This is a genomic window from Paludibacterium flexuosum (assembly GCF_037076605.1).
GTDB lineage: Bacteria > Pseudomonadota > Gammaproteobacteria > Burkholderiales > Chromobacteriaceae > Paludibacterium.
Genome location: NZ_AP029060.1, coordinates 3,573,606 through 3,592,706, shown reverse-complemented (window position 1 = coordinate 3,592,706; position 19,101 = coordinate 3,573,606). Strand labels below are relative to the sequence as shown.

The window sequence follows — 19,101 nt, the reverse complement described above, 5'->3', positions numbered from 1 at the left end:
AATCTCCTTACGCGGTATGTAAACGGGGCACACCAGGTCGTCCTCACCTGCCTGCCCCTCCATGCCGACAAGCCCCATCAGAAGACCTGCCAAGACATCATCATCAATAAATCAAAAAGCATATTAATGCAATTTCACCAGCGGGCGCGCACGCTTCACCAGATAACGCGCCAGCGCCAGCACCCCCGTGCGCATCGTCCCCAGCACAGCACGGTGATGCAGCAGATGCAGACTCACATACATACAACGCGCCAGAAAGCCCTCCACAAACCAGGAGGCATCAAACAGATTCCCCATCAGGTTCCCGACCGAGGTCCGGGTGCCCATCGACACCAGAGAACCATAGTCACGATAGACATAGGATGCGGCCGGCTCGGCCTGCCCCCGAACGCGACGCAACAACAGACGGTACAGATAATCAGCCTGCTGATGCGCACTCTGCGCCCGCGGAGGCACCCACTTCCCCTCGGCATACTCGCAGGCGGCGCAATCCCCCAGCGCGAACATGTCTGCAAATCCCTCGACCTGCAGACGTCGATTCACCAGCAACTGCCCGCTCCTGGCCAGCGGCAGGCCAAGCGTCGCCAGCAAGGGAGGTGCCTTGATACCGGCGGCCCAGACAATCAGATCCGCCGGATACACATTCCCCTCACTATCCAGCACCTTGTCGGCATCAATCCGGGTCACCTTGCAGCCGGTATGCACCGTGATCTGCCGCTCGGCCAGCAATTGCAACGCCGTACGCGACACCCTGGCAGGCAACGGCGAGAGAATCCGCGCAGCACCCTCCAGCAAGGTAATGCGGACATCGCGCAGAGGGTCGAGCCGCGGATAACCATACCGCCCCTGCACCTCGCTGGCCTCACGCAACTCGGCCGCCAGCTCTACCCCGGTCGCCCCGCCGCCAATGATCACCACATCCACCGCCACCTGAGGATTCTGCGGCTTCTGCAAATCGGCCAGCGTCAGCAACTTAAGCATGCGCAGCCGAAACCACTCGGCGTCATGCGGGCCATTGAGGGACAAGGTGTGTTCGGCCGCACCGGGGACGCCAAAATAATTCGAAGTACTGCCGATCGCCAGCACCAACTGGTCATACCCCAGTTGCCGGGCAGGCAGAATCACCGAGCCATCGTCAGCCAGCGTCTCGCCGACACTGATCATGCGGCGCGGCGCATCCAGCGCCGTCAGCGCCCCAAACACAAAGGTAAAGCCGTTATCGTGCGCCAGCATCTGATAAGACAGGCCCTCCTGATGGATATCCAGCGTGCCGGCGGCCACCTCATGCAAGGAGGGCTTCCAGATGTGAAACAGATTGCAATCCACCAGCGTCACCGCAAGCGGCCCCAACTGACGTCCCAGTTTGCAGGCCAGCTCCAGGCCACCCGCTCCGCCACCGACAATCACGATTTTCATAGGCACTCTCTCTGCCCCCAGGGCTCGGTATGCAAAAAATACTCTGGGCAGCATGACGACATGCTGGCCGGATGACTCTTGTGCACCGCACCAATGTACTCAACTCCCTGCCGCAGAACAATCTTTCCTGCCGGACAGCAACAGATTCCTTCCCTATACCCCAAGAATATGGTCATCGGCGCGCGCAACCATGCCGCACCGCAACAAGCAATTTACTTGCACCCGCCCGGCAATCCCAAGAAACTCAAGGCATCCAGCGCCCCAGAGTCCCCCATGTCAACCCTGCACCTTTCCCGACAAGCTGCCCGCCACCTGCACCTGAGCGCTCAGGGACTGCTGAACCCGCCGCGCCGCCGGGCCACCCGCGCCGATGTCCTCGCCTGCATCCGCCGCATGGCCCTGCTGCAAATCGACACCATCAATGTCGTCGCCCGCAGTCCTTACCTGGTGCTCTTCAGTCGCCTCGGTCACTACCAGCCCGCCTGGCTGGATGAATTACTGGCAGAAGGTGCGCTGTTCGAATACTGGGCACACGAAGCCTGCTTCATCCCCATCGAAGACTACGGCCTGTTGCGCCACCGCATGCTGGACGCCACCTCGCTGGGCTGGAAATGCCCGAAAGACTGGCTGGCACGCCACGGCACGGAAATCGAAGCGCTGCTGAGCAGAATGCGCCAGCAGGGGCCGCTGCGCTCGACCGATTTTGCCCGCCAGCACGGCACAGGCAGCGGCTGGTGGGACTGGAAGCCGGAGAAGCGCCATCTGGAGGTGCTGTTCGCCCAGGGAAGGGTCATGGTCAGGGCCAGGCACAACTTCCAGCGCATCTACGACCTGGCCGAGCGCGTCTTGCCGCAGTGGGATGATGCACGCGACCTGCCGACGCCGGAGCAGGCCAGACAAACCATGCTGCAGCAAAGTTGCCGGGCCCTGGGCATCATCAGGGCGGGATGGCTGAGCGACTACTACCGCATCAAGGGGGGGCGTCACGAAGCCCTGCTGCATCACTGGGCCGATCAGGGCGAACTGATCCCGGTACGGGTCGAAGGCTGGCAGCAGGATGCCTTTGTACATGCCAGCCTGGCCCCCGAACTGGCGCGCGCCGAGGCCGGCAGCCTCAAAGCAGGCGCCACGGCCGTACTCTCCCCTTTCGACCCGGTCGTCTGGGATCGCAAGCGGGCACGCGAGCTGTTCGACTTCGACTATCGCATTGAATGCTACACACCCGCAGCCCGACGTCAGTACGGCTATTTTGCGCTGCCCATCCTGCATCGCGGCAAGCTGATTGGCCGGCTGGATGCCAAGGCACATCGGCAACAAGGTATTTTCGAGATTCGTCGTTTCCATCTGGAACCGGGCGTGCGCGTCAGTCAGCGGCTGCTCAAGGACCTGGGCCAGACCCTGCACAAGCTGGCCGACTGGCACGGCACACCTCAAATCCGAATGACGCACGGGCCGGACGGACTGATTGCCCCCCGGGGGGATGACACGGCATGAACAAGAAAGGTGGCGGCATGAAAAAACGGCGACATGGCTGGCGAGTCCTGTGGCTGGTGGCGGCATGCCTCTGCCCGCTGGTGCAAGGCGCACAACCGGTCTACCTGCCGCCGCCCGAATCCGTCACCGACCACCGCTCGGATTATCAGTTCCAGCTATTGCAGCTGGCGCTGCAGGAAGATGGCCATCGCTTCCAGGCGCTACGCGGTCAGCAAGCCATGCCCCAGGCGCGGGCACTGGGTGAACTGGCAGCCTGCCAGCCCGGCGTGGATGTCGTCGCCAGCATGACGACCATCGAACGGGAAAGCAGGCTGTTGCCGATTCGCATCCCGATCGACCGTGGCCTGATCGGCTGGCGCATCGCCCTGATCCGCGCAGAGCAGCCGGAGCGCCTGGCCAACGTTGACTCGCTTGCCACACTGGCGCAGCTGACTGCCGGACAGGGCCCGGACTGGCCCGACACCCGCATCCTGCGAGCCAATGGTCTGCCCGTGAACTCAAGCGGCCAGTACGATGCGCTGTTTCGCATGCTGCAGAACCGGCGTTTCGACTACTTCCCGCGCTCGGTCAACGAGATCTGGCCCGAACTGGACCGTTACCGGCAGGCCGGCCTGGGCGTGGATCGCCATCTTGTCCTGCACTATCCCGCTGCCGTGTATTTTTTCGTCTGCCCGCACAATCAGGTGCTGGCCGAAGCCATCCGCCACGGCCTGGAGAAAGCCCTGAGGGACAACCGCTTCAACCAGCTGTTCACGCAGTACTATCAGGACGCCCTGTCACGCGCCGACCTGGGCCATCGCACCATCATCGAACTGGCCAATCCCGAGCTGCCGCCGCAGACCCCCTTGCAACGACAGGATCTGTGGCTGCGCATCGAGGCATCAGGCCGTCAGCCGGGCAAATGAAACCCGTGAGCTTCAATCTCCACCAGCAGATCAGCGCGACAAATATCTGCCTGCACAAAAGTCAGCACGGCCGATGAGCCAATGATCCCGGCCAGAGTCTGCCGCACCAGGTCCAGGTCATCGGCATGGCGGATGTATACGCGATACACCAGCCCGTCCAGCGCAAACAGCGAGGCCCCGGCCAGTCGGTTGGCCTCGGCCAGCAACACCGAGATATTCCTCATACTTTCCCGCGTCTGCTCGGCCACATCCCCCTGGTGCATGGTCTGATGACCGACGATGCTCGCCGTGCCGGAGATCAGCAGAATCGACTGCTCTCCCGCACGCGCCAGTGCTGCCCGGGTAAAAGTCGGGCTGCGCGGACCATATTCCGCCGGATAGACAAAGGCACTGACCTGACGGGGATTTTCAATCTGCCGGGCCGGCGTGCGCGCCGCCAGAAAAGCAATCGACAGCGGTCCGGCAGCCACGCCCAGCGCACAGGCTGCCGGGCTGGCATCCACCGGACGCTCAAAGGCGCAGAAAGCCTGATGACGCCCGATATTGAACTGCCGATAACGTTCGAGCCCCTGGTCAATACGATTGATATCCGGCACGTAGTTCCAGACGCGCCAGAGATAAGGACAGGCCTCCTGCGCCAGCAGGGCAAAGATCTGTCGATAGGCACGTTCGGCAATCTGCTGCAATGCCGGGGCATCCCCCGCAGAAGTCGCGACATCGGCCTCATCGAGCTGAACCACACCAAACAGCAGGTTGGCCGAGGCGGCATAACGCACATCCTGGAACGTACCCTGACGGCAAGCGGCACTCACCCCCCACGATTCGACCTGCAGTGCATCCGTACCGAGCAGTGGCGTAGCGACCGATTGCAGCGGCACCGGGCCGGCCGGGCCGCAGGCCAATGCCTGCCCACCGATGACAGCCATGCCCAACAGCCCGGCCACGTTGTCCCCCGGCGGCAGGAAGGCCTGCGCACTCACCGCAGACTGGGTAAACCACAGAGATTCAGCATTCATGACAGAAAGAAAACAATGCGCAAATGGAAAACAGCCCGGCAGCGATCAGCCCCCCGGTCGGCAGGCATGACGCTTCAACCCGGAGCACCAGGCCGTGAAAAGCCCCAGCACGGTGCCGGCGAGCACATCCAGGGCCACATGCTGCTTGATCGCCATGGTGGACCAGGCGATTGCCAGACACCACAAGATATTCAACCCCTGCAACCAGCCGGGAAAATGCCAGAAACGGAAACGCCAGAACAGCCAGACGGCAGAAAAAACGGCGGTCGCCACATGCAGGGAAGGACAGGCATTGCCTGCCGTATCGACCTGCTTCAGAAAAGAGACGCCGGGGTGCAGCGCCCAGTCGATGCTGGCAGGCGCAATGGCATTGGGCCAGACATAAAATACCGCCAGACCCGCCAGGCAGGGCAGCGCCACCTTCGCCCCGTAACGGGCAATTTCCCGGCGCGACAACATCAAAACCGGCGGAAGAGAAACATAAAACCAGAGAGACAAGTAGACCGGCAGCGCAGCAGGGGAAAAATCCACCAAAGAATCAAACCATGTCAGCGGGATAATATGTACCGGGCCCGATGGATTTTTCAGCAGGTAAATATACCCGACAAAAAAAATCAGGGTAAAACCCATCGTTCCGAACATCTTGAACCAGAAACGGGTGAAAACCAGTTTCACCATATCAATCCGGTCTCGCGAGAACCTACCCTCTCCTTGGTTCAAATCAACTCCTTAAAGCAATTTCACACTATACCGGACGCTATTGATCTTGCTATAATTTTGCCCTTTTCCATCAGGGAAGTAGTTAGCCGCAATAACGGTCACGCCATCGGGTTCGAGATCATACCGAAACTGAATTGCCTTGGCGAATAACAGCCATCCCTGACCAACTCTTTTTCGCGAAATTACCATCATGGATATTCAAAACTCCGCAGACACCGCACATAACCCGGCGCTGGAGCAAGAAATTGCCGGCCTGATCGTTACGGCACTGAATCTTGATATTTCGCCGGAAGCCATTGTGCCAGAAGAGCCCCTGTATGGAGACAAGCTGGGCATTGATTCAATCGATATTCTGGAAATTGCCCTGGTGATGTCCAAACAATATGGCGTACAGCTGAAAGCCGACGGCGAAGACAACGCTCGCATTTTTGGTTCCCTGCGCGCCCTGGCCAACTATATTGCCGAGCACCGCAGCAAATGATGTCGTTGTGGCGCAAGGCGAAATTCCTGCTGCTGGCCATCGTGTTCGCCGCCTATGCCGGGCTGAGCTATCTGGCCTCGGCCTCGCACCACCCTCCGGTTCTGGCTGTCATTGTCGGCTCCCTGCCGCTGGCCACCGGGGTCGTGATTGCCTGCTGGCATTCCGCGTTCCGCTGGCCCGCGCTGGCCGGCTGCCTGGCCGCCACCATCGCCATTGCCCTCAACATTGACACCCTGCTGACCCATGCGGCCTGGCTGTATTTTGTCCAGCACCTGGCGGCCATGGTCTCGCTCGGCATCATGTTCGGCAGCACACTGGGCACCCACCATGGCGCCCTGTGCTCACGCATTGCCCGCATCGCCATCAGTGAGGTGCTGGATGCCGATTACCTGCGCTACACCTGGGGCGTCACGCTCGCCTGGACCATCTACTTTGTCGCCAGCGGGCTGATCTCCATCGGTCTGTTCTGCCTGGCACCGCTGCCGGCCTGGGCCTTCTTTGCCACCATTCTCACCCCGGTATCGCTGGGCATCATGTTTGGCGGCGAATTCCTGATCCGCTTGCGCCTGCTGCCGGACAGACCCCATTTCAGCATCGCCCAGACCATCGCCTCCTACCGCGAATACACCCGAAATCATCCGCCGGGCAAACCCTGGCAAACAGAAGCCAAAGCGCCGCGAGACTGTTGAATCCGTCACCATGAATGCCATTCCCCTGTTTCCGCCGCTCGACCCGAGTACCCCCTTTACCTGGCGCCAAGGTCAGGTCATCCGTCGCGGCCGATTCCAGCACGATGTCCTGAGCCTGGCGGAGAGACTGCCGGCCCAGGGCGCATTACTGAACCTTTGCCAGGACCGCTATCATTTCGCCGTCTCTCTTTTTGCGGCCTTTGCCCGCGGTCTGCTCACCGTACTGCCCAACTCGGCCGCCCCCGAGCACCTGGCAGCCGTTGCCGCAGAGCAAACAGACCTGCTGGTACTGGGCGACCAGGCAGACAATCCACTGCCGAGCCACCCGTTTCTGCACATCAACCTGGATGGCGAGGACCCGGCCGACTGGCGCCGCGACAACCCGCTGATCCCTGCGGGCCGCCGCGTCGCCTGTGTCTATACATCGGGCTCCACCGGGACGCCCAGCGCCCACTACAAGACCTTCGGCCGGCTGCGGCTGGCCATTCTGGCCGGCGCCGAACGAGTATGGGATACGGCGGGAGGCCGCTGTTCGGTACTGGGCACGGTACCAATTCGCCATATGTATGGCCTCGAATCCAGCGTCTTGCTGCCGGTCCTGGCCGGTGGCCGCATGTCGACCCGCCTGCCTTTCTTCCCGGCCGACATCGCCGCCAGCCTGGCAGAGATGACCGCCCCCAGACTACTGGTGATCACCCCCTTCCATCTGCGCAAACTGCTGGAAGCGGACATCACCTTGCCTCCCGTCGCGGCCATCCTGTCGGCCACCGCCCCCCTGAGCGTTGAGCTGGCCCGCCAGGCAGAAGCACGACTCGGCTGCCCGGTACTGGAAATCTACGGCTCGACCGAAACCGGCCAACTGGCCACCCGGCAACCCTGTCGCGACGACATCTGGCATAACGTCGCCGGGATTACCCTGCAACAACAGGGAGAAGACACCTGGGCTGTCGGCGAGGTCTACGAAACCCCGCAAATCCTCAACGATACGGTTGAATTGCTTTCGGCCGACACGTTCCGGCTCATCGATCGCAAAGCCAATATGATCAATGTGGCCGGCAAGCGCAGTTCGCTGACCTACCTCAACAACCTGATCACCCGCCTGCCCGGGGTGGAGGACGGCGTCTTCTGCATCCCCCGGACACGGCACGCACGCGAAGTGGAGCGCCTGGCCGCCTTTGTCGTGGCCCCGAGCCTGCAACGCGAGGCCATTCTGGCCGGCTTGCGCGCCCATATCGATCCGGTTTTTTTGCCCAGACCCATCGTTTTCGTGGACTCGCTGCCGCGAGATGGCAACGGCAAGATCCTGGCACGCACCCTGGAGGCACTGATTCAACAACACATTGACGGGCCGGAGTCGCCATGACCGAATTGCCACTGATCATCGCCAACGACCACCCGGCCTTTGCCGGCCACTTCCCCGGCCGGCCGATCGTCCCCGGCGTGGTACTGCTCGACCTGGCCCAGGCAGCCATCAGCCAGCATGAAGGGCTGACCCTGACCGGACTGGCCGTGGTGAAGTTCTACGCACCGGTCAGCGCAGGGGGAACGCTCAGCCTGCGCTACGAGGCCGGCCACGCACAGGTGGCCTTCAGTCTGTATCACGCAGCGCAAAAGGTCGCCGATGGCAAATTCATCGCAGAGGCAGCCGCCTGCCATGAGTGACCACATGCCTCGCCTCGCGGTCAAGGACACACCGGCCTGGATGCAGCGCAAGGAGCGCGGCAGTGCACTGCTGCTCGGCTTCATGAGTCAGCTCTCCCTGCGTCTTGGCAGAGCGGTTTCGCGCCTGGTGCTGTTCGGCATCGCCGCCTATTTCACCCTGTTCGGCGGCAAGGCAGGCCGTGCCTCGCGCCAATACCTGACACGCAGTCTGGGACGCCCGCCACGCTGGCACGAACGCTACCGCCATGTCCTGGCATTTGCCACGACCATCCATGACCGGGTCTATCTGCTGCGCGACCGCTTCGACCAGTTCGACATTGAGCTGGTCGGTGCCGAGGCCCTGCATCAGCACTGCGCCAGTGGCCAGGGCTTGTTGCTGTTCGGCGCCCATCTGGGCAGTTTCGAAGTCCTGCGCAGCATGGCGCGCCAGCGGCCGGACATGCGCGTCAGCATGGCCATGTACCCCGAGAACGCACGCCAAATCCAGCAGACACTGGCGGCCATCAATCCGGGGGCCGTTCAGGACATCATCCCCCTCGGCTCGCTGGATGCCATGCTCCGGGTCCACGAGCGGCTGAAGCAGGGCGCGCTGGTCGGTTTGCTGGCGGATCGGGCGACCGGCCCCGACACCTATGTGCCGCACCCCTTCCTCGGCACCCCGGCCCCCTTCCCCGGCGGACCATTTCGCATGGCGGCCATGCTGGGGCACCCGGTGTATTTCATTGCCGGTCTTTACCTGGGCGGCAACCGTTATCAGCTACACTTTGAACGTCTCGACGACCCTTCTGCCGCAGCAGGACAGCCGCGCGATGCCCTGGCCAGCGATCTGATGGCACGCTATGTCGCCGTACTGGCCCGACACTGCCAGGCGCAGCCGTTCAATTGGTTCAATTTCTACGATTTCTGGAATGAAGCTTAAAACGATCATGTTTGCCCATCGACTCTCCCCCCTGCTCGCCAGCCTGCTGCTGATCGCCGGCACCGCCACCTTCGCCGCCGACTGGGGCATGCCGGATCTGATGCAGATGCTGGGACAAAAAAAATCCGGCACGGCCACCTTCGTCGAAAAGAAAACCCTGGCCGTGCTCGACCAGCCGCTGGAGTCCTCCGGCGAACTGTCCTTCACCGCACCGGACCGGCTGGAAAAGCGCACACTGAAGCCAAAGGCAGAGGCCGTCATCCTGCAGGGTGACAAACTGATGCTGGAGCGCAGTGATGGCCGACGCATCACAGTCTCGCTGTCAGACCGGCCCGAGGTCGCCGCCTTCGTCGAGAGCATCCGTGCCACCCTGGCAGGGGATCGCAACGCCCTGGAGCGTTATTTCAACGTCAATCTGACTGGCCGTGCCGAGCAATGGCAGCTGACGCTGGTTCCCCTGCAGGCACGCATGCTGAAGCTCATCAGCCAGGTCCGTATCAGCGGCGCGCGGGCACAGGTACGCACCATCTCCTTCCTGCAGGCCGACGGGGACCGTTCTGACATGACCATCACCAGCACCCGATGAAAACCCGCTCGCAGAAACTGATCCTGACCCTGTGGCTGGCCGCCATGCTGGCCGCCTGCCTGGTCATCAGCCAGACCCGCTTTGTCGCTGATCTGTCGGCCTTCATGCCGAAAACCCCGAGCGCCAGACAGCAGATGCTGGTTGACCAGTTACGCGATGGCGCCATCGCCCGGCTGGTGCTGCTCGGTATCGAAGGGGGCAATGCCAGCCAGCGCACCCAGCTGTCGCGCGAGATGGTGCAGCGGCTGAACGGCAACGCCCTGTTCAGCGCGGTACAAAACGGCGACTCGGCCACCCAGCAACGCGATCAACGTTACTTCTTCGACAACCGCTACCTGCTGAGCCCGGCGATCAGTGTCGACCGTTTCAGCCCGGCCGGTCTGCACGAGGCCATTCAGACCTTGCTGCTGGACATGGCCGGCGACGGCGGCCTGCTGGTCAAACAGATTCTGCCCCGGGACCCCAGCGGCGAAACGCTGCGCATCCTGGATCAGTTCATCGGTGATGCCGCACCGCGCAGCGACGGCGAAGTCTGGATTTCGCGCGATGGCAACCGCGCGGTGCTGCTGGTCCAGCTGGCCGACTCTGGTCTGAACACCGATGCGCAGGCCCATGCGCTGGACACCCTGCGCCAGACCTTCGACCGGTTGCCGGGCAAAACGGCAGATACCCGGCTGGTCATGAGCGGCACCAGTGTCATGTCGGTCGCCTCGCGCGACACCATTCAGGATGAAGTCGGCCGACTGGCCACATTGGGCACCGCGCTGGTGGTCTGCCTGCTGTTATTGGTCTACCGCTCGCCCTCGCTGCTGCTGCTGGGCCTGCTGCCGGTGGTCTCGGGTGCCCTGGCCGGGATTGCCGCCGTCAGTCTGGGCTTCGGACATGTCCACGGCCTGACACTCGGCTTTGGCACCACCCTGATTGGCGAGGCGGTCGACTACTCCATCTATCTGTTCATTCAACGGGCGGGGGGCAGTCATCCACGCAGCTTCTGGCGCACCATCCGCCTGGGGGTTCTCACCTCGATCACCGGTTTTGCCGCCCTGCTCTGCTCGAGTTTTCCCGGCCTGGCCCAGCTCGGCCTTTACTCCATCAGCGGTCTGCTGACCGCCGCGCTGGTGACCCGCTATGTGCTGCCGATCCTGATGCCGGCCCGGGCCAGGCTGCGTGACCTGAGCCGGGTAGGCCGGACGCTGCAGGCCCTGCTGGACGGCCTGTACCGCTGGCGTGGCGTGGTCATCGTCATCAGCCTGCTGGCCGTGGTGCCTCTGCTGGTTCAGAAACAGGACATCTGGAGTCGCCAGTTGTCCGCGCTCAGCCCGGTTTCCGCCGCACAAAACCACCTCGACGCCCAGCTTCGCGGCGATCTCGGCGGCAACGATATGCGTTATGTCGCCAGTTTTGTGGCGCCGGACCAGCAAACCGCGCTGAGCCTCTCGGAACGTGCCGCCTCGACGCTGCAGACCCTGACCCGGCAACAAGTCATCGGGGGCTTCCACGCACCCAGCCAGTTGCTGCCCAGCCTGAAGACCCAGCACACGCGCCAGCAGGCACTGCCGGCGCCGGAGCAGGCTCGCCACACCCTGCAGCAGGCGCTGTCAGGCTTGCCCCTGCAGGCCGGTAAGCTGCAAGGGTTTCTGGCTGACCTGCAGAACGCCCGCCAGCATGCCCCCCTGACCCGTGCCGACCTGAAAGGCACCGCCTCAGGGATGCTGCTCGACTCCATGCTGATCCCGCGCCAGCACGGTTATCTGGTCCTGATGCCCCTGCGGCCGAGCGGCCTGGGCGCCCAGCCGGATCTCATGGATATCAACCAGGTGCAATCTGCCCTGGCGGCGGCAGGGCTGAGCCAGATCACCGTGATTGACCTGCTGCAGGAAACCACCGGCATTTTCGACAATTACACGCATGAAGCCTTGCTGCTCTCCGGCCTGGGATGTCTCGCCATCCTGCTGTTGCTGGCCCTGTCGTGCGGCCCGGGCCGGGCCGCACGCATTGCCCTGCCGCTGGGCTGTGCGGTGCTGTGCGTCGTTGGTCTGCTGCACGCCTGTGGCATTCAACTGACGATCCTGCATTTGGTGGGCTTGCTGCTGGTGGTGGCCATCGGCTCCAACTACGCCCTGTTCTTCGTCAGCGAACAGACACCGGAAACTGCCGGGGAACAACAACAGATCGAAACCTCTCTGCTGATCGCCAACCTGGCGACGGTCATGAGTTTCGGCTTGCTCGGGACATCCCGAGTACCGGTGTTGTCCTATATCGGCTCGACGGTGGCCATTGGTGCCCTGCTGACCCTGCTGTTTGCCGCAGCACTGACCCGGAAGCCCCGCCATGCGGCTGATACATGAACCCGTATGCGCCGGCTTGCACGCCAGGACCCTGCTGGTCCTGCTGCCGCCGGCCATGGCCAGGCCGGAGGACATGATCGAGCAGGGCATGGTGCAGGCCGTGCGAGCGCGCGGACTGAATGTCGACATCGTGCTGGCCGAAATCGGGTACCAGCAAGTCATGGCCCAGACCGTTGCCGCAGACATCGAACAAGCCATCCTGACGCCGGCAGCTCGTCAGGGCTACCGGCAGATCTGGCTGGCCGGCATTTCCCTCGGCGCCTTCAATGCCCTGCACTGCGCGGCAGCGCATGCCGACAAACTGGCCGGACTGATGCTGATCGCGCCCTACCCCGGCACCGGCGACGTTCTGGCGGAAATCCGTGCAGCCGGCAGCCCGGCAGACTGGGCCGGGCTGCCCGACTGCTCTCAGCATGACGAACGTCGCTGGTGGCACTGGTTGTGTCGGCAGCCGCGCACCGAGGACGCCATGCCCGCCATCTGGCTCGGCCTGTCGGATCAGGATCGTTTCCGGCAGGGTCAGGCCATGCTGGCCAGCCTGATCGCGGACAGACGAATACTCCACACCCGGGGGAAACATGACTGGCCTGCCTGGCAGGCATTGTGGTCCGGCTGGCTCGATCAGGGGCCGTTTGCTGACGAAGCGCAGGCGATCACATGACCATCCCGCCACTCACACCCTTTTTGCGCTTCTGTCTCGCCCTTCACCTGCTGGCGCTGGTGCTGCTGCTGCGCTGGCCGGCTCACTGGGACGCGGTTGTGCTGGCCTTGCTGCTGCTGCATGGCCTCATTGCCACCATCGGCCTGCTGCCCCGCAGCCAGTGGCTTGGCACCAATCTGACCCGCCTGCCTGACGCGGCGGCACAACGCAAGGAAATCGCCATCACCATCGATGACGGTCCCGACCCCGAAGTCACGCCTGCCGTGCTGGACATCCTGAAACAGCATGGCGCCCGTGCCACCTTTTTTTGCATCGGCACCCGGGCAGCCCGACATCCCGACCTCTGCCGGCGCATCCTGGCCGAGGGGCATCAGATCGAGAATCACGGCCAGCGACACCCCGTGTTGCTGGCCCTGTCCGGCCCGCGGGGCTGGCAGCGGGAAATCCTCGACGGCCGGCAGACGCTGCAGGCCGTCTGCGGCCATTCGACGGGCTTTTATCGACCGGTCGCCGGGCTGCGCAACCCCTTCCTTGCCCCCTGCCTGGAAGCCTCCGGCCTGATTCTTGTGAGCTGGACCCGACGAGGTTATGATACTCGGGATAAAAACCCGGATAACGTGTATTCAAAACTGATCCGCGGGCTGCAAGCCGGGGACATTCTGCTGTTGCATGACGGCAATGCCGCACGAGATGCCAATGGCCAGCCGATCATTCAGCAGGTTTTGCCTCGCTTGCTGTCGGCGCTGAAGGCACATGATCTGCATACCGTGACCCTGCGGCAAGCCTGCCAGCCGCCGTTGGCCCGTGATCTGCATGCCCTGCCCCTCTCTCTGAAACCCGACGCCAGCGCGTCTCACCCAACTGATCCGTCGTGACGTTATGATGCAAGCCCTCAGACTTAGTGCCTACACACTGACCAGCGCGCTTGGCGCCGGCATCGCCCCCCATGTGGATGCCCTGCGGCACCAGCGCAGCGGAATCGTGCGCCAGCGCTGGGAAACCATCTCATCCGAATTCTGCATGGGCGAGGTTGCCGGCCTCGACGATTTCACCCTGCGACCGGATCTGGCACGCTTTGATTGTCGCAACAACCGTCTGGCCCAGCTGGCGCTGGAACAGGACGGCTTCGCCGGACACGTCAGGCAGGCGATTGCCCGTCATGGTGCCCAGCGCGTGGCGGTGATTCTCGGCTCCAGTACCTCCGGCATCCTGAGTTCGGAAGTGGCTTACCGCTTCCGCGATCCGGAAACCGGCCGACTGCCGTCCGATCATCGCTATCGCGAAACCCACAATACCTTCTCGGTGGCAGACTTCGTCCGTCACTATTTCGGCATCAGCGGCCCCGCCACCGTGATTTCCACCGCCTGTTCTTCCAGTGCCAAAGTCTTTGCCGCCGCACAGCGCATGATCAGCCTTGGCCTGGTCGATGCCGCCGTGGTTGGGGGCGTGGACTCTCTGTGCCTGACGACCATCTACGGCTTTTCGTCCCTGCAGCTGGTCTCGGCCAGTCCCTGCAAACCCTGGGATGCAAACCGTGACGGCATCTCGGTCGGTGAAGGAGCTGCCTATGCCTTGCTGGAACGCCACGATCCGGCCGGCGTAGGCGACATTTTGCTGACGGGCGTCGGTGAAACCAGCGATGCCTATCACATGTCCTCGCCGCATCCGCAGGGTCTGGGCGCCCTCGCCGCCATGCAGGCGGCGCTGGACAGTGCCGGCCTGCAACCGGCACAGATCGACTATATCAACCTGCATGGCACGGCCACCCCGAGTAATGACGCGGCGGAAGATGCCGCGGTCAGCAGCCTCTTCGGCACACAAACCCCCTGCAGCTCGACCAAGGGGCACACTGGTCATACCCTGGGTGCCGCCGGCGGGATCGAAGCCGTGATCTGTGCCCTGCTGCTTGGCCATGGCTTCATGCCGGGCGGTGCCGGCACCCGGGAGACCGATCCGCGCCTGCAAGCCAACTATCTGCTGACCACACGAACGCAGCCCTTGCAGCACGTCCTCAGCAACTCTTTCGGTTTTGGCGGCAGTAACTGCAGCCTGATTTTTTCGCGCGTCGCATCATGAGCATGAACACTATCTATCTTGAAGGTATCAGTCTGATCGGTCCGGGCCTGCCCAACTGGTCTGACGCCCAGCCTGTCTTGCGTGGCGAGCAGCCGATCGACATGGCGCCGGTCGTCATGCCGGTGGCCGAGTTGCTTCCCGCCACCGAACGGCGCCGCGCGGGCAGTGCCATCCGTCTCTCCATGGCCATCGGCCTGGGCGCGGCCAGGGCCGCCGGACGAGACCCTGCCACACTGGCGAATATTTTTTCTTCCACGGGCGGGGACTGCGAGAACTGCCACAGCCTGCTGGATACGCTGGCTTCGGATGACCGCATGATTTCGCCGACCCGCTTCCATAACTCGGTTCACAATGCAGCCGCAGGGTATTGGGGCATCGCCACGCACTGCACCGCAGCCTCGACCAGCCTGTGCACCTACGATGCGACCTTCGGTGCCGCCCTGCTGGAAACGGCGTGTCAGGCACTGAGCAGTGGCCAGCCCTGCCTGCTGATCGCCTTCGACACCGCCTATCCCGAGCCTTTGTACTCCTTGCGCCCGATTCCCTGGCCCTTCGGCGTCGGTATGGTCCTGAGCCCGATGCAGACGGCGGCACACCAGCCGTCCTTGCGCCTGTCGCTCTGTCAGGAGCCAGCCGATACCCTGGCGCACAGCGATCTCGAGTCGCTGCGCCTGCAAGTCCCCTCGGCACGCAGTCTGCCCCTGTTGCAGCGCCTGGCCCGGGGCGGCAGCGGCCGTGTCGTCATCGACTATCTGGCGGAAACCAGTCTGGCCATTGAGGTGGCGGCATGATCGATCGTCAGTGGATCGCGGCACACATCCCTCATCAGGGCAAGATGTGCCTGCTGGACAGTGTGCGGGACTGGAATGAGCAGGAGATTTACTGTCTGACCGACAGCCACTGCCAGGCAGATAACCCGCTGCGTGCCCATGACCGGCTGGGGATCTCGACGGCAATTGAATACGCCGCCCAGGCCATGGCCGTGCATGGCGCCCTGCTGGCGCAAGCGTCGCCGGCTCCCAAGGCCGGTTTCCTCACCAGTGCGCGGGATGTGCGCTGGCATGTCGCGCGGCTGGATCAATCCACGGGTCCCCTGACGGTCCATGCCACCCGTTTGTCGGGCTCGGCGGTCAATGCCCTGTATCAGTTTGAAATCCTGGCGGACGAGCAGGTGCTGGCCAGCGGTCGGCTGGCCGCGATTCTCGATGCCGACGCCTATTCCCCGAAAGTCTGATCACCATGAAACGAGCCCTGATTACCGGTGGCAGCGGTGCCATCGGCGCTGCCATCAGCCAGCGACTGGCACGAGAAGGCTTCCATGTCATCGTCCACGCCAACCGCCAGCTGACGCAGGCACAGCATCTCTGTGAAACCCTGATCGCCGAGGGTTACTCGGCCGAAGCGGTGCAATTTGACGTGGCGGATGAGGCGGCCTGTGCGCAGGCCGTGGAAACCCTGCTGCAGCAAGGTCCGATTCAGGTCGTAGTGAATAATGCAGGGATTCACGACGATGCCGTGTTCCCGGGCATGAGCGCCGCTCAATGGCACAGGGTCATCGACGTGTCATTGCATGGTTTCTTTCATGTCACCCAGCCACTGACCATGCCGATGATCCGTACCCGCTGGGGACGCATCATCAATATCACCTCGGTGGCCGCCCTGGCCGGCAATCGTGGTCAGACCAACTATGCCGCCGCCAAGGCGGCGCTGCACGGGGCGACCAAGTCGCTGGCCCTGGAGCTGGCAAGCCGCGGCATCACGGTCAATGCCATTGCGCCAGGCGTCATCGAATCGGAAATGAGCAAGGACAGTTTTACCGAGCAGCAGATTGCCTCGATGGTACCGATGAAGCGCGCCGGCACGCCGGCGGAGGTGGCCGGCCTGGTCGCCTATCTGGCCTCGGAAGATGCCGGCTACGTCACCGGGCAGATCATTTCCATCAATGGCGGCATGATCTGAGCACACCAGGCAGGTTCAGCCTGCCAGTACCTGCTGGCGCGGCACATAGGCAATGGAGAGGTCGAGCTTGGCCACTTCCGTCGCATCCACTTGCACCCGTGCCGTCGCCTGCACCAGCGCCGGCGCCAGTTGACGGCACTGGATGTCAAATCTTACTTCGCTGTCCGGCCTGACCGGCTGCTTGAACCAGCAGCTGCGCACCCCTGCCAACACCCCGATGGAATCTTCCGGCAGGGTCTTGATATAGGGATCCCCCACCAGCAGACCGGCGCCGGTCAGCTGGGCCATCGCCTCGATCAGCAGTACGCCCGGCACGATGGGCATGCCGGGAAAATGCCCCCGGATCAGCGGATGATCAAGCGACCAGCGGGCCGTGCCTTCAAAGGCATGCGGCCCGTTGATCGTCAGTTGATGGCAAAAAAAGATATCGCCACGGTGCGGCAAGACCTGTTCGATCTCGGCGCGGGACAGCTGCAACGGGTAGTCTGGCTGTGCTTGGCTCATGGTTGATAACGTCTCGCCAGCAACGAGGCATTGCTGCCACCAAAGGCAAACGAGTTGGACATGACCGCCGACACTTCGACGCCCCGACGCGCTTCGCGCGCGATGTAATCCAGATCACAACGCGGATCGGCCCGGTCCAGCGTGGCCGTCGGCGGCAAGGCCCCCTGCTCCATGGCCATGACGCTGATGAGGAATTCCAGAATCCCGCTGGCGCCGATCAGGTGTCCGTGCATGGACTTGGTCGAGCTGACCGCCAGCGCATCGGCAGCATCGCCAAACACGGCGCGGATCGACTGCGTCTCGACCACATCACCGGCATCGGTGGCCGTCCCGTGGGCATTCAGATACTGCACCTCGGCGGCGGACAATCCGGCCTGGGACAGCGCCTGCTGCATGGCCACCACCTGCTCCTCGCTGGAAGGGGCCGTGAGATGGGCCGCATCACTGCTGCAACCGTAGCCCGCCACCTCGGCAATGCCCGCGGCACCGCGCTGCCGGGCCCGAGACTCACTCTCCAGTACCATGGCCGCCGCACCTTCGCCCAGAACAAAGCCGCTGCGATCCTGCGCAAAAGGTTTGCAGCTGCGCGCTACATCGGCGGGATCCGGTTTGGCCATCACCCGCAGGGCATTCCAGGCCAGCATGGCCCCCCCTGTCAGCATGGCCTCGGTGCCGATCACGACAGCGGCATCAAGGTAGCCATCACGAATAGCACGGAATGCCTCGCCGATGGCGACGGCAGACGAGGCACAGGCGACAGAATAGGTATTGCTCGGTCCGCGCAGACCATACTGCATGGAAACCAGTGCTGCCGCGGCATTGGACATCATGCGAGGCACGGACAGAGGATGGACCACGGTCGGGCTGCGCCCCTGCTGCAAAGTGGCCTGCAGCCTCGTGTAGAGCGCATCGACGGTACTGGCGCCACCGAAGCCGATGCCGACATACACGCCGATACGACGGGCATCTTCCGGTTGCGGGGTCATCCCGGCTTCAGCCAGCGCCTCGTTGGCCGCCACCAGGGCAAACTGGCTGGCCCGGTCCAGACCGGCATGCTTGTCACTCAGCAGACTGAGCGGATCAACCTTGACCGGGGCGGTCAGCACATGCGGCAACCATTTGGCAATGTCCTCTCCTGCCGGACCAATGGCACATTCGCCATTCAGTGCGGCGGAAAAGGTCTGATGGCGACCGACGCCCAGGGGGCTGATCGCCCCCATTCCGGTAATCAGGACGCGAGCCAATTATTTACCTGCCTGCAGAGCCATCTCCGGCAACTCGCCGTTATGATGCTCGCGAATGACTTGTTCAATATCTGCCAGCATTGCCTTGTAGCTCATACTGGCGTAACGCATCGGATCAGGCAGCTGGAAACCACAGCGATCTTCAATTTCAAACAGCATTTCCACCATATCCAGAGAATCCAGCCCCAGATCGGATACCGACAAATCGGGGTTGTCGAACAACGAGACATCCTTGCCTTTGGTAGAAATCAGGTAGTTTTTGACAATATCTTCTAGCATGAACATTCCAACATGAGGGATGGTGACATATCACAAACTTCAAGATTATAAAGTAAAAGTGTGCAAAAATGCTTGACCGGCATCCATAAATCCATGGACTGGCGTCGTAAATACGCGGATATCCAAGCAATGACGAAAACTG

General features: G+C 62.7%; 21 protein-coding genes. 15 read left to right on the top strand and 6 right to left on the bottom strand.

Features of this window, described 5'->3' with window-relative positions; genetic code table 11:
• Positions 1 to 123: 123 nt before the first annotated feature.
• Complete coding sequence (locus AACH39_RS17005) at positions 124 to 1,416, bottom strand: NAD(P)/FAD-dependent oxidoreductase (RefSeq protein ID WP_215777196.1); 1,293 nt, start codon at positions 1,414 to 1,416, stop codon at positions 124 to 126.
• Positions 1,417 to 1,689: 273 nt separating this feature from the next.
• Between AACH39_RS17005 and AACH39_RS17000 the strand changes: the two genes are divergently transcribed.
• Both AACH39_RS17000 and AACH39_RS16995 read left to right on the top strand, forming a co-directional pair.
• On the top strand, positions 1,690 to 2,910 hold the full coding sequence (locus AACH39_RS17000) for a winged helix-turn-helix domain-containing protein (RefSeq protein WP_338620638.1): 1,221 nt from the start codon (positions 1,690 to 1,692) through the stop codon (positions 2,908 to 2,910).
• Positions 2,907 to 3,815: a hypothetical protein gene (locus AACH39_RS16995; RefSeq protein ID WP_338620637.1), complete on the top strand. Its 909-nt coding sequence runs from the start codon at positions 2,907 to 2,909 to the stop codon at positions 3,813 to 3,815. The genes AACH39_RS17000 and AACH39_RS16995 overlap by 4 nt, the downstream gene beginning before the upstream one ends.
• On the opposite strand, the gene AACH39_RS16990 is transcribed toward AACH39_RS16995, so the two are convergent.
• Both AACH39_RS16990 and AACH39_RS16985 read right to left on the bottom strand, forming a co-directional pair.
• Positions 3,800 to 4,831, bottom strand: coding sequence for a hypothetical protein (locus AACH39_RS16990; RefSeq protein ID WP_252346066.1), 1,032 nt, complete (start codon positions 4,829 to 4,831; stop codon positions 3,800 to 3,802). The two genes, AACH39_RS16995 and AACH39_RS16990, sit on opposite strands and share 16 nt — an antisense overlap.
• 45 nt (positions 4,832 to 4,876) lie before the next feature.
• Positions 4,877 to 5,509, bottom strand: coding sequence for a phosphatase PAP2 family protein (locus AACH39_RS16985; RefSeq protein ID WP_215782712.1), 633 nt, complete (start codon positions 5,507 to 5,509; stop codon positions 4,877 to 4,879).
• Between the two features lie 232 nt (positions 5,510 to 5,741).
• Here AACH39_RS16985 and AACH39_RS16980 point away from each other — a divergent pair, with 232 nt between their 5' ends.
• The 13 genes from AACH39_RS16980 to fabG are packed head-to-tail and all read left to right on the top strand — an operon-like array spanning position 5,742 to position 16,932.
• On the top strand, positions 5,742 to 6,032 hold the full coding sequence (locus AACH39_RS16980; protein WP_215777205.1) for a phosphopantetheine-binding protein: 291 nt from the start codon (positions 5,742 to 5,744) through the stop codon (positions 6,030 to 6,032).
• The gene (locus AACH39_RS16975) at positions 6,029 to 6,721 is read left to right on the top strand and encodes a hypothetical protein (RefSeq protein WP_338620636.1); all 693 of its coding nucleotides are present in this window, start codon (positions 6,029 to 6,031) and stop codon (positions 6,719 to 6,721) included. Before AACH39_RS16980 ends, AACH39_RS16975 begins: the two co-directional genes overlap by 4 nt.
• A 10-nt stretch (positions 6,722 to 6,731) precedes the next feature.
• Positions 6,732 to 8,084, top strand: a complete 1,353-nt coding sequence (locus tag AACH39_RS16970; protein ID WP_338620635.1) for an AMP-binding protein — start codon at positions 6,732 to 6,734, stop codon at positions 8,082 to 8,084.
• Positions 8,081 to 8,383: a beta-hydroxyacyl-ACP dehydratase gene (locus tag AACH39_RS16965; RefSeq protein WP_338620634.1), complete on the top strand. Its 303-nt coding sequence runs from the start codon at positions 8,081 to 8,083 to the stop codon at positions 8,381 to 8,383. The genes AACH39_RS16970 and AACH39_RS16965 overlap by 4 nt, the downstream gene beginning before the upstream one ends.
• Positions 8,384 to 8,387: 4 nt before the next feature.
• Positions 8,388 to 9,302 carry an acyl-CoA synthetase gene (locus tag AACH39_RS16960; RefSeq protein ID WP_215777221.1) on the top strand — a complete coding sequence of 305 codons (915 nt, stop codon included), beginning with the start codon at positions 8,388 to 8,390 and terminating at the stop codon, positions 9,300 to 9,302.
• 7 nt (positions 9,303 to 9,309) lie between these two features.
• Positions 9,310 to 9,888 (top strand): LolA-related protein, encoded by a 579-nt coding sequence (locus tag AACH39_RS16955; RefSeq protein WP_338620633.1) that lies wholly within the window; start codon positions 9,310 to 9,312, stop codon positions 9,886 to 9,888.
• Positions 9,885 to 12,236: an MMPL family transporter gene (locus tag AACH39_RS16950; RefSeq protein ID WP_338620632.1), complete on the top strand. Its 2,352-nt coding sequence runs from the start codon at positions 9,885 to 9,887 to the stop codon at positions 12,234 to 12,236. The genes AACH39_RS16955 and AACH39_RS16950 overlap by 4 nt, the downstream gene beginning before the upstream one ends.
• Complete coding sequence (locus AACH39_RS16945) at positions 12,220 to 12,897, top strand: alpha/beta hydrolase (RefSeq protein ID WP_215777232.1); 678 nt, start codon at positions 12,220 to 12,222, stop codon at positions 12,895 to 12,897. The genes AACH39_RS16950 and AACH39_RS16945 overlap by 17 nt, the downstream gene beginning before the upstream one ends.
• Complete coding sequence (locus AACH39_RS16940) at positions 12,894 to 13,772, top strand: polysaccharide deacetylase family protein (RefSeq protein ID WP_338620631.1); 879 nt, start codon at positions 12,894 to 12,896, stop codon at positions 13,770 to 13,772. Before AACH39_RS16945 ends, AACH39_RS16940 begins: the two co-directional genes overlap by 4 nt.
• A gap of 4 nt (positions 13,773 to 13,776) precedes the next feature.
• Positions 13,777 to 14,973 (top strand): beta-ketoacyl-[acyl-carrier-protein] synthase family protein, encoded by a 1,197-nt coding sequence (locus AACH39_RS16935; RefSeq protein WP_252346068.1) that lies wholly within the window; start codon positions 13,777 to 13,779, stop codon positions 14,971 to 14,973.
• On the top strand, positions 14,970 to 15,764 hold the full coding sequence (locus tag AACH39_RS16930; protein ID WP_338620630.1) for a beta-ketoacyl synthase chain length factor: 795 nt from the start codon (positions 14,970 to 14,972) through the stop codon (positions 15,762 to 15,764). Before AACH39_RS16935 ends, AACH39_RS16930 begins: the two co-directional genes overlap by 4 nt.
• Positions 15,761 to 16,207, top strand: a complete 447-nt coding sequence (locus tag AACH39_RS16925; RefSeq protein WP_215777242.1) for a 3-hydroxylacyl-ACP dehydratase — start codon at positions 15,761 to 15,763, stop codon at positions 16,205 to 16,207. Before AACH39_RS16930 ends, AACH39_RS16925 begins: the two co-directional genes overlap by 4 nt.
• Positions 16,208 to 16,212: 5 nt before the next feature.
• Entirely contained in the window at positions 16,213 to 16,932 is a 720-nt protein-coding gene (gene fabG / locus AACH39_RS16920; protein WP_215777244.1) for a 3-oxoacyl-ACP reductase FabG, read from the top strand.
• 15 nt (positions 16,933 to 16,947) lie between these two features.
• Here the strand turns inward: fabG and AACH39_RS16915 are convergent, their stop codons facing one another.
• Genes AACH39_RS16915 through AACH39_RS16905 form a run of 3 tightly spaced genes read right to left on the bottom strand, consistent with a single transcriptional unit; the run spans position 16,948 to position 18,959 of the window.
• Positions 16,948 to 17,436, bottom strand: a complete 489-nt coding sequence (locus tag AACH39_RS16915) for a 3-hydroxyacyl-ACP dehydratase (RefSeq protein ID WP_215777247.1) — start codon at positions 17,434 to 17,436, stop codon at positions 16,948 to 16,950.
• Positions 17,433 to 18,680, bottom strand: coding sequence for a beta-ketoacyl-[acyl-carrier-protein] synthase family protein (locus AACH39_RS16910; protein ID WP_338620629.1), 1,248 nt, complete (start codon positions 18,678 to 18,680; stop codon positions 17,433 to 17,435). Before AACH39_RS16910 ends, AACH39_RS16915 begins: the two co-directional genes overlap by 4 nt.
• Positions 18,681 to 18,959 carry an acyl carrier protein gene (locus AACH39_RS16905; RefSeq protein ID WP_215777253.1) on the bottom strand — a complete coding sequence of 93 codons (279 nt, stop codon included), beginning with the start codon at positions 18,957 to 18,959 and terminating at the stop codon, positions 18,681 to 18,683.
• Between the last annotated feature and the right edge of the window lie 142 nt (positions 18,960 to 19,101).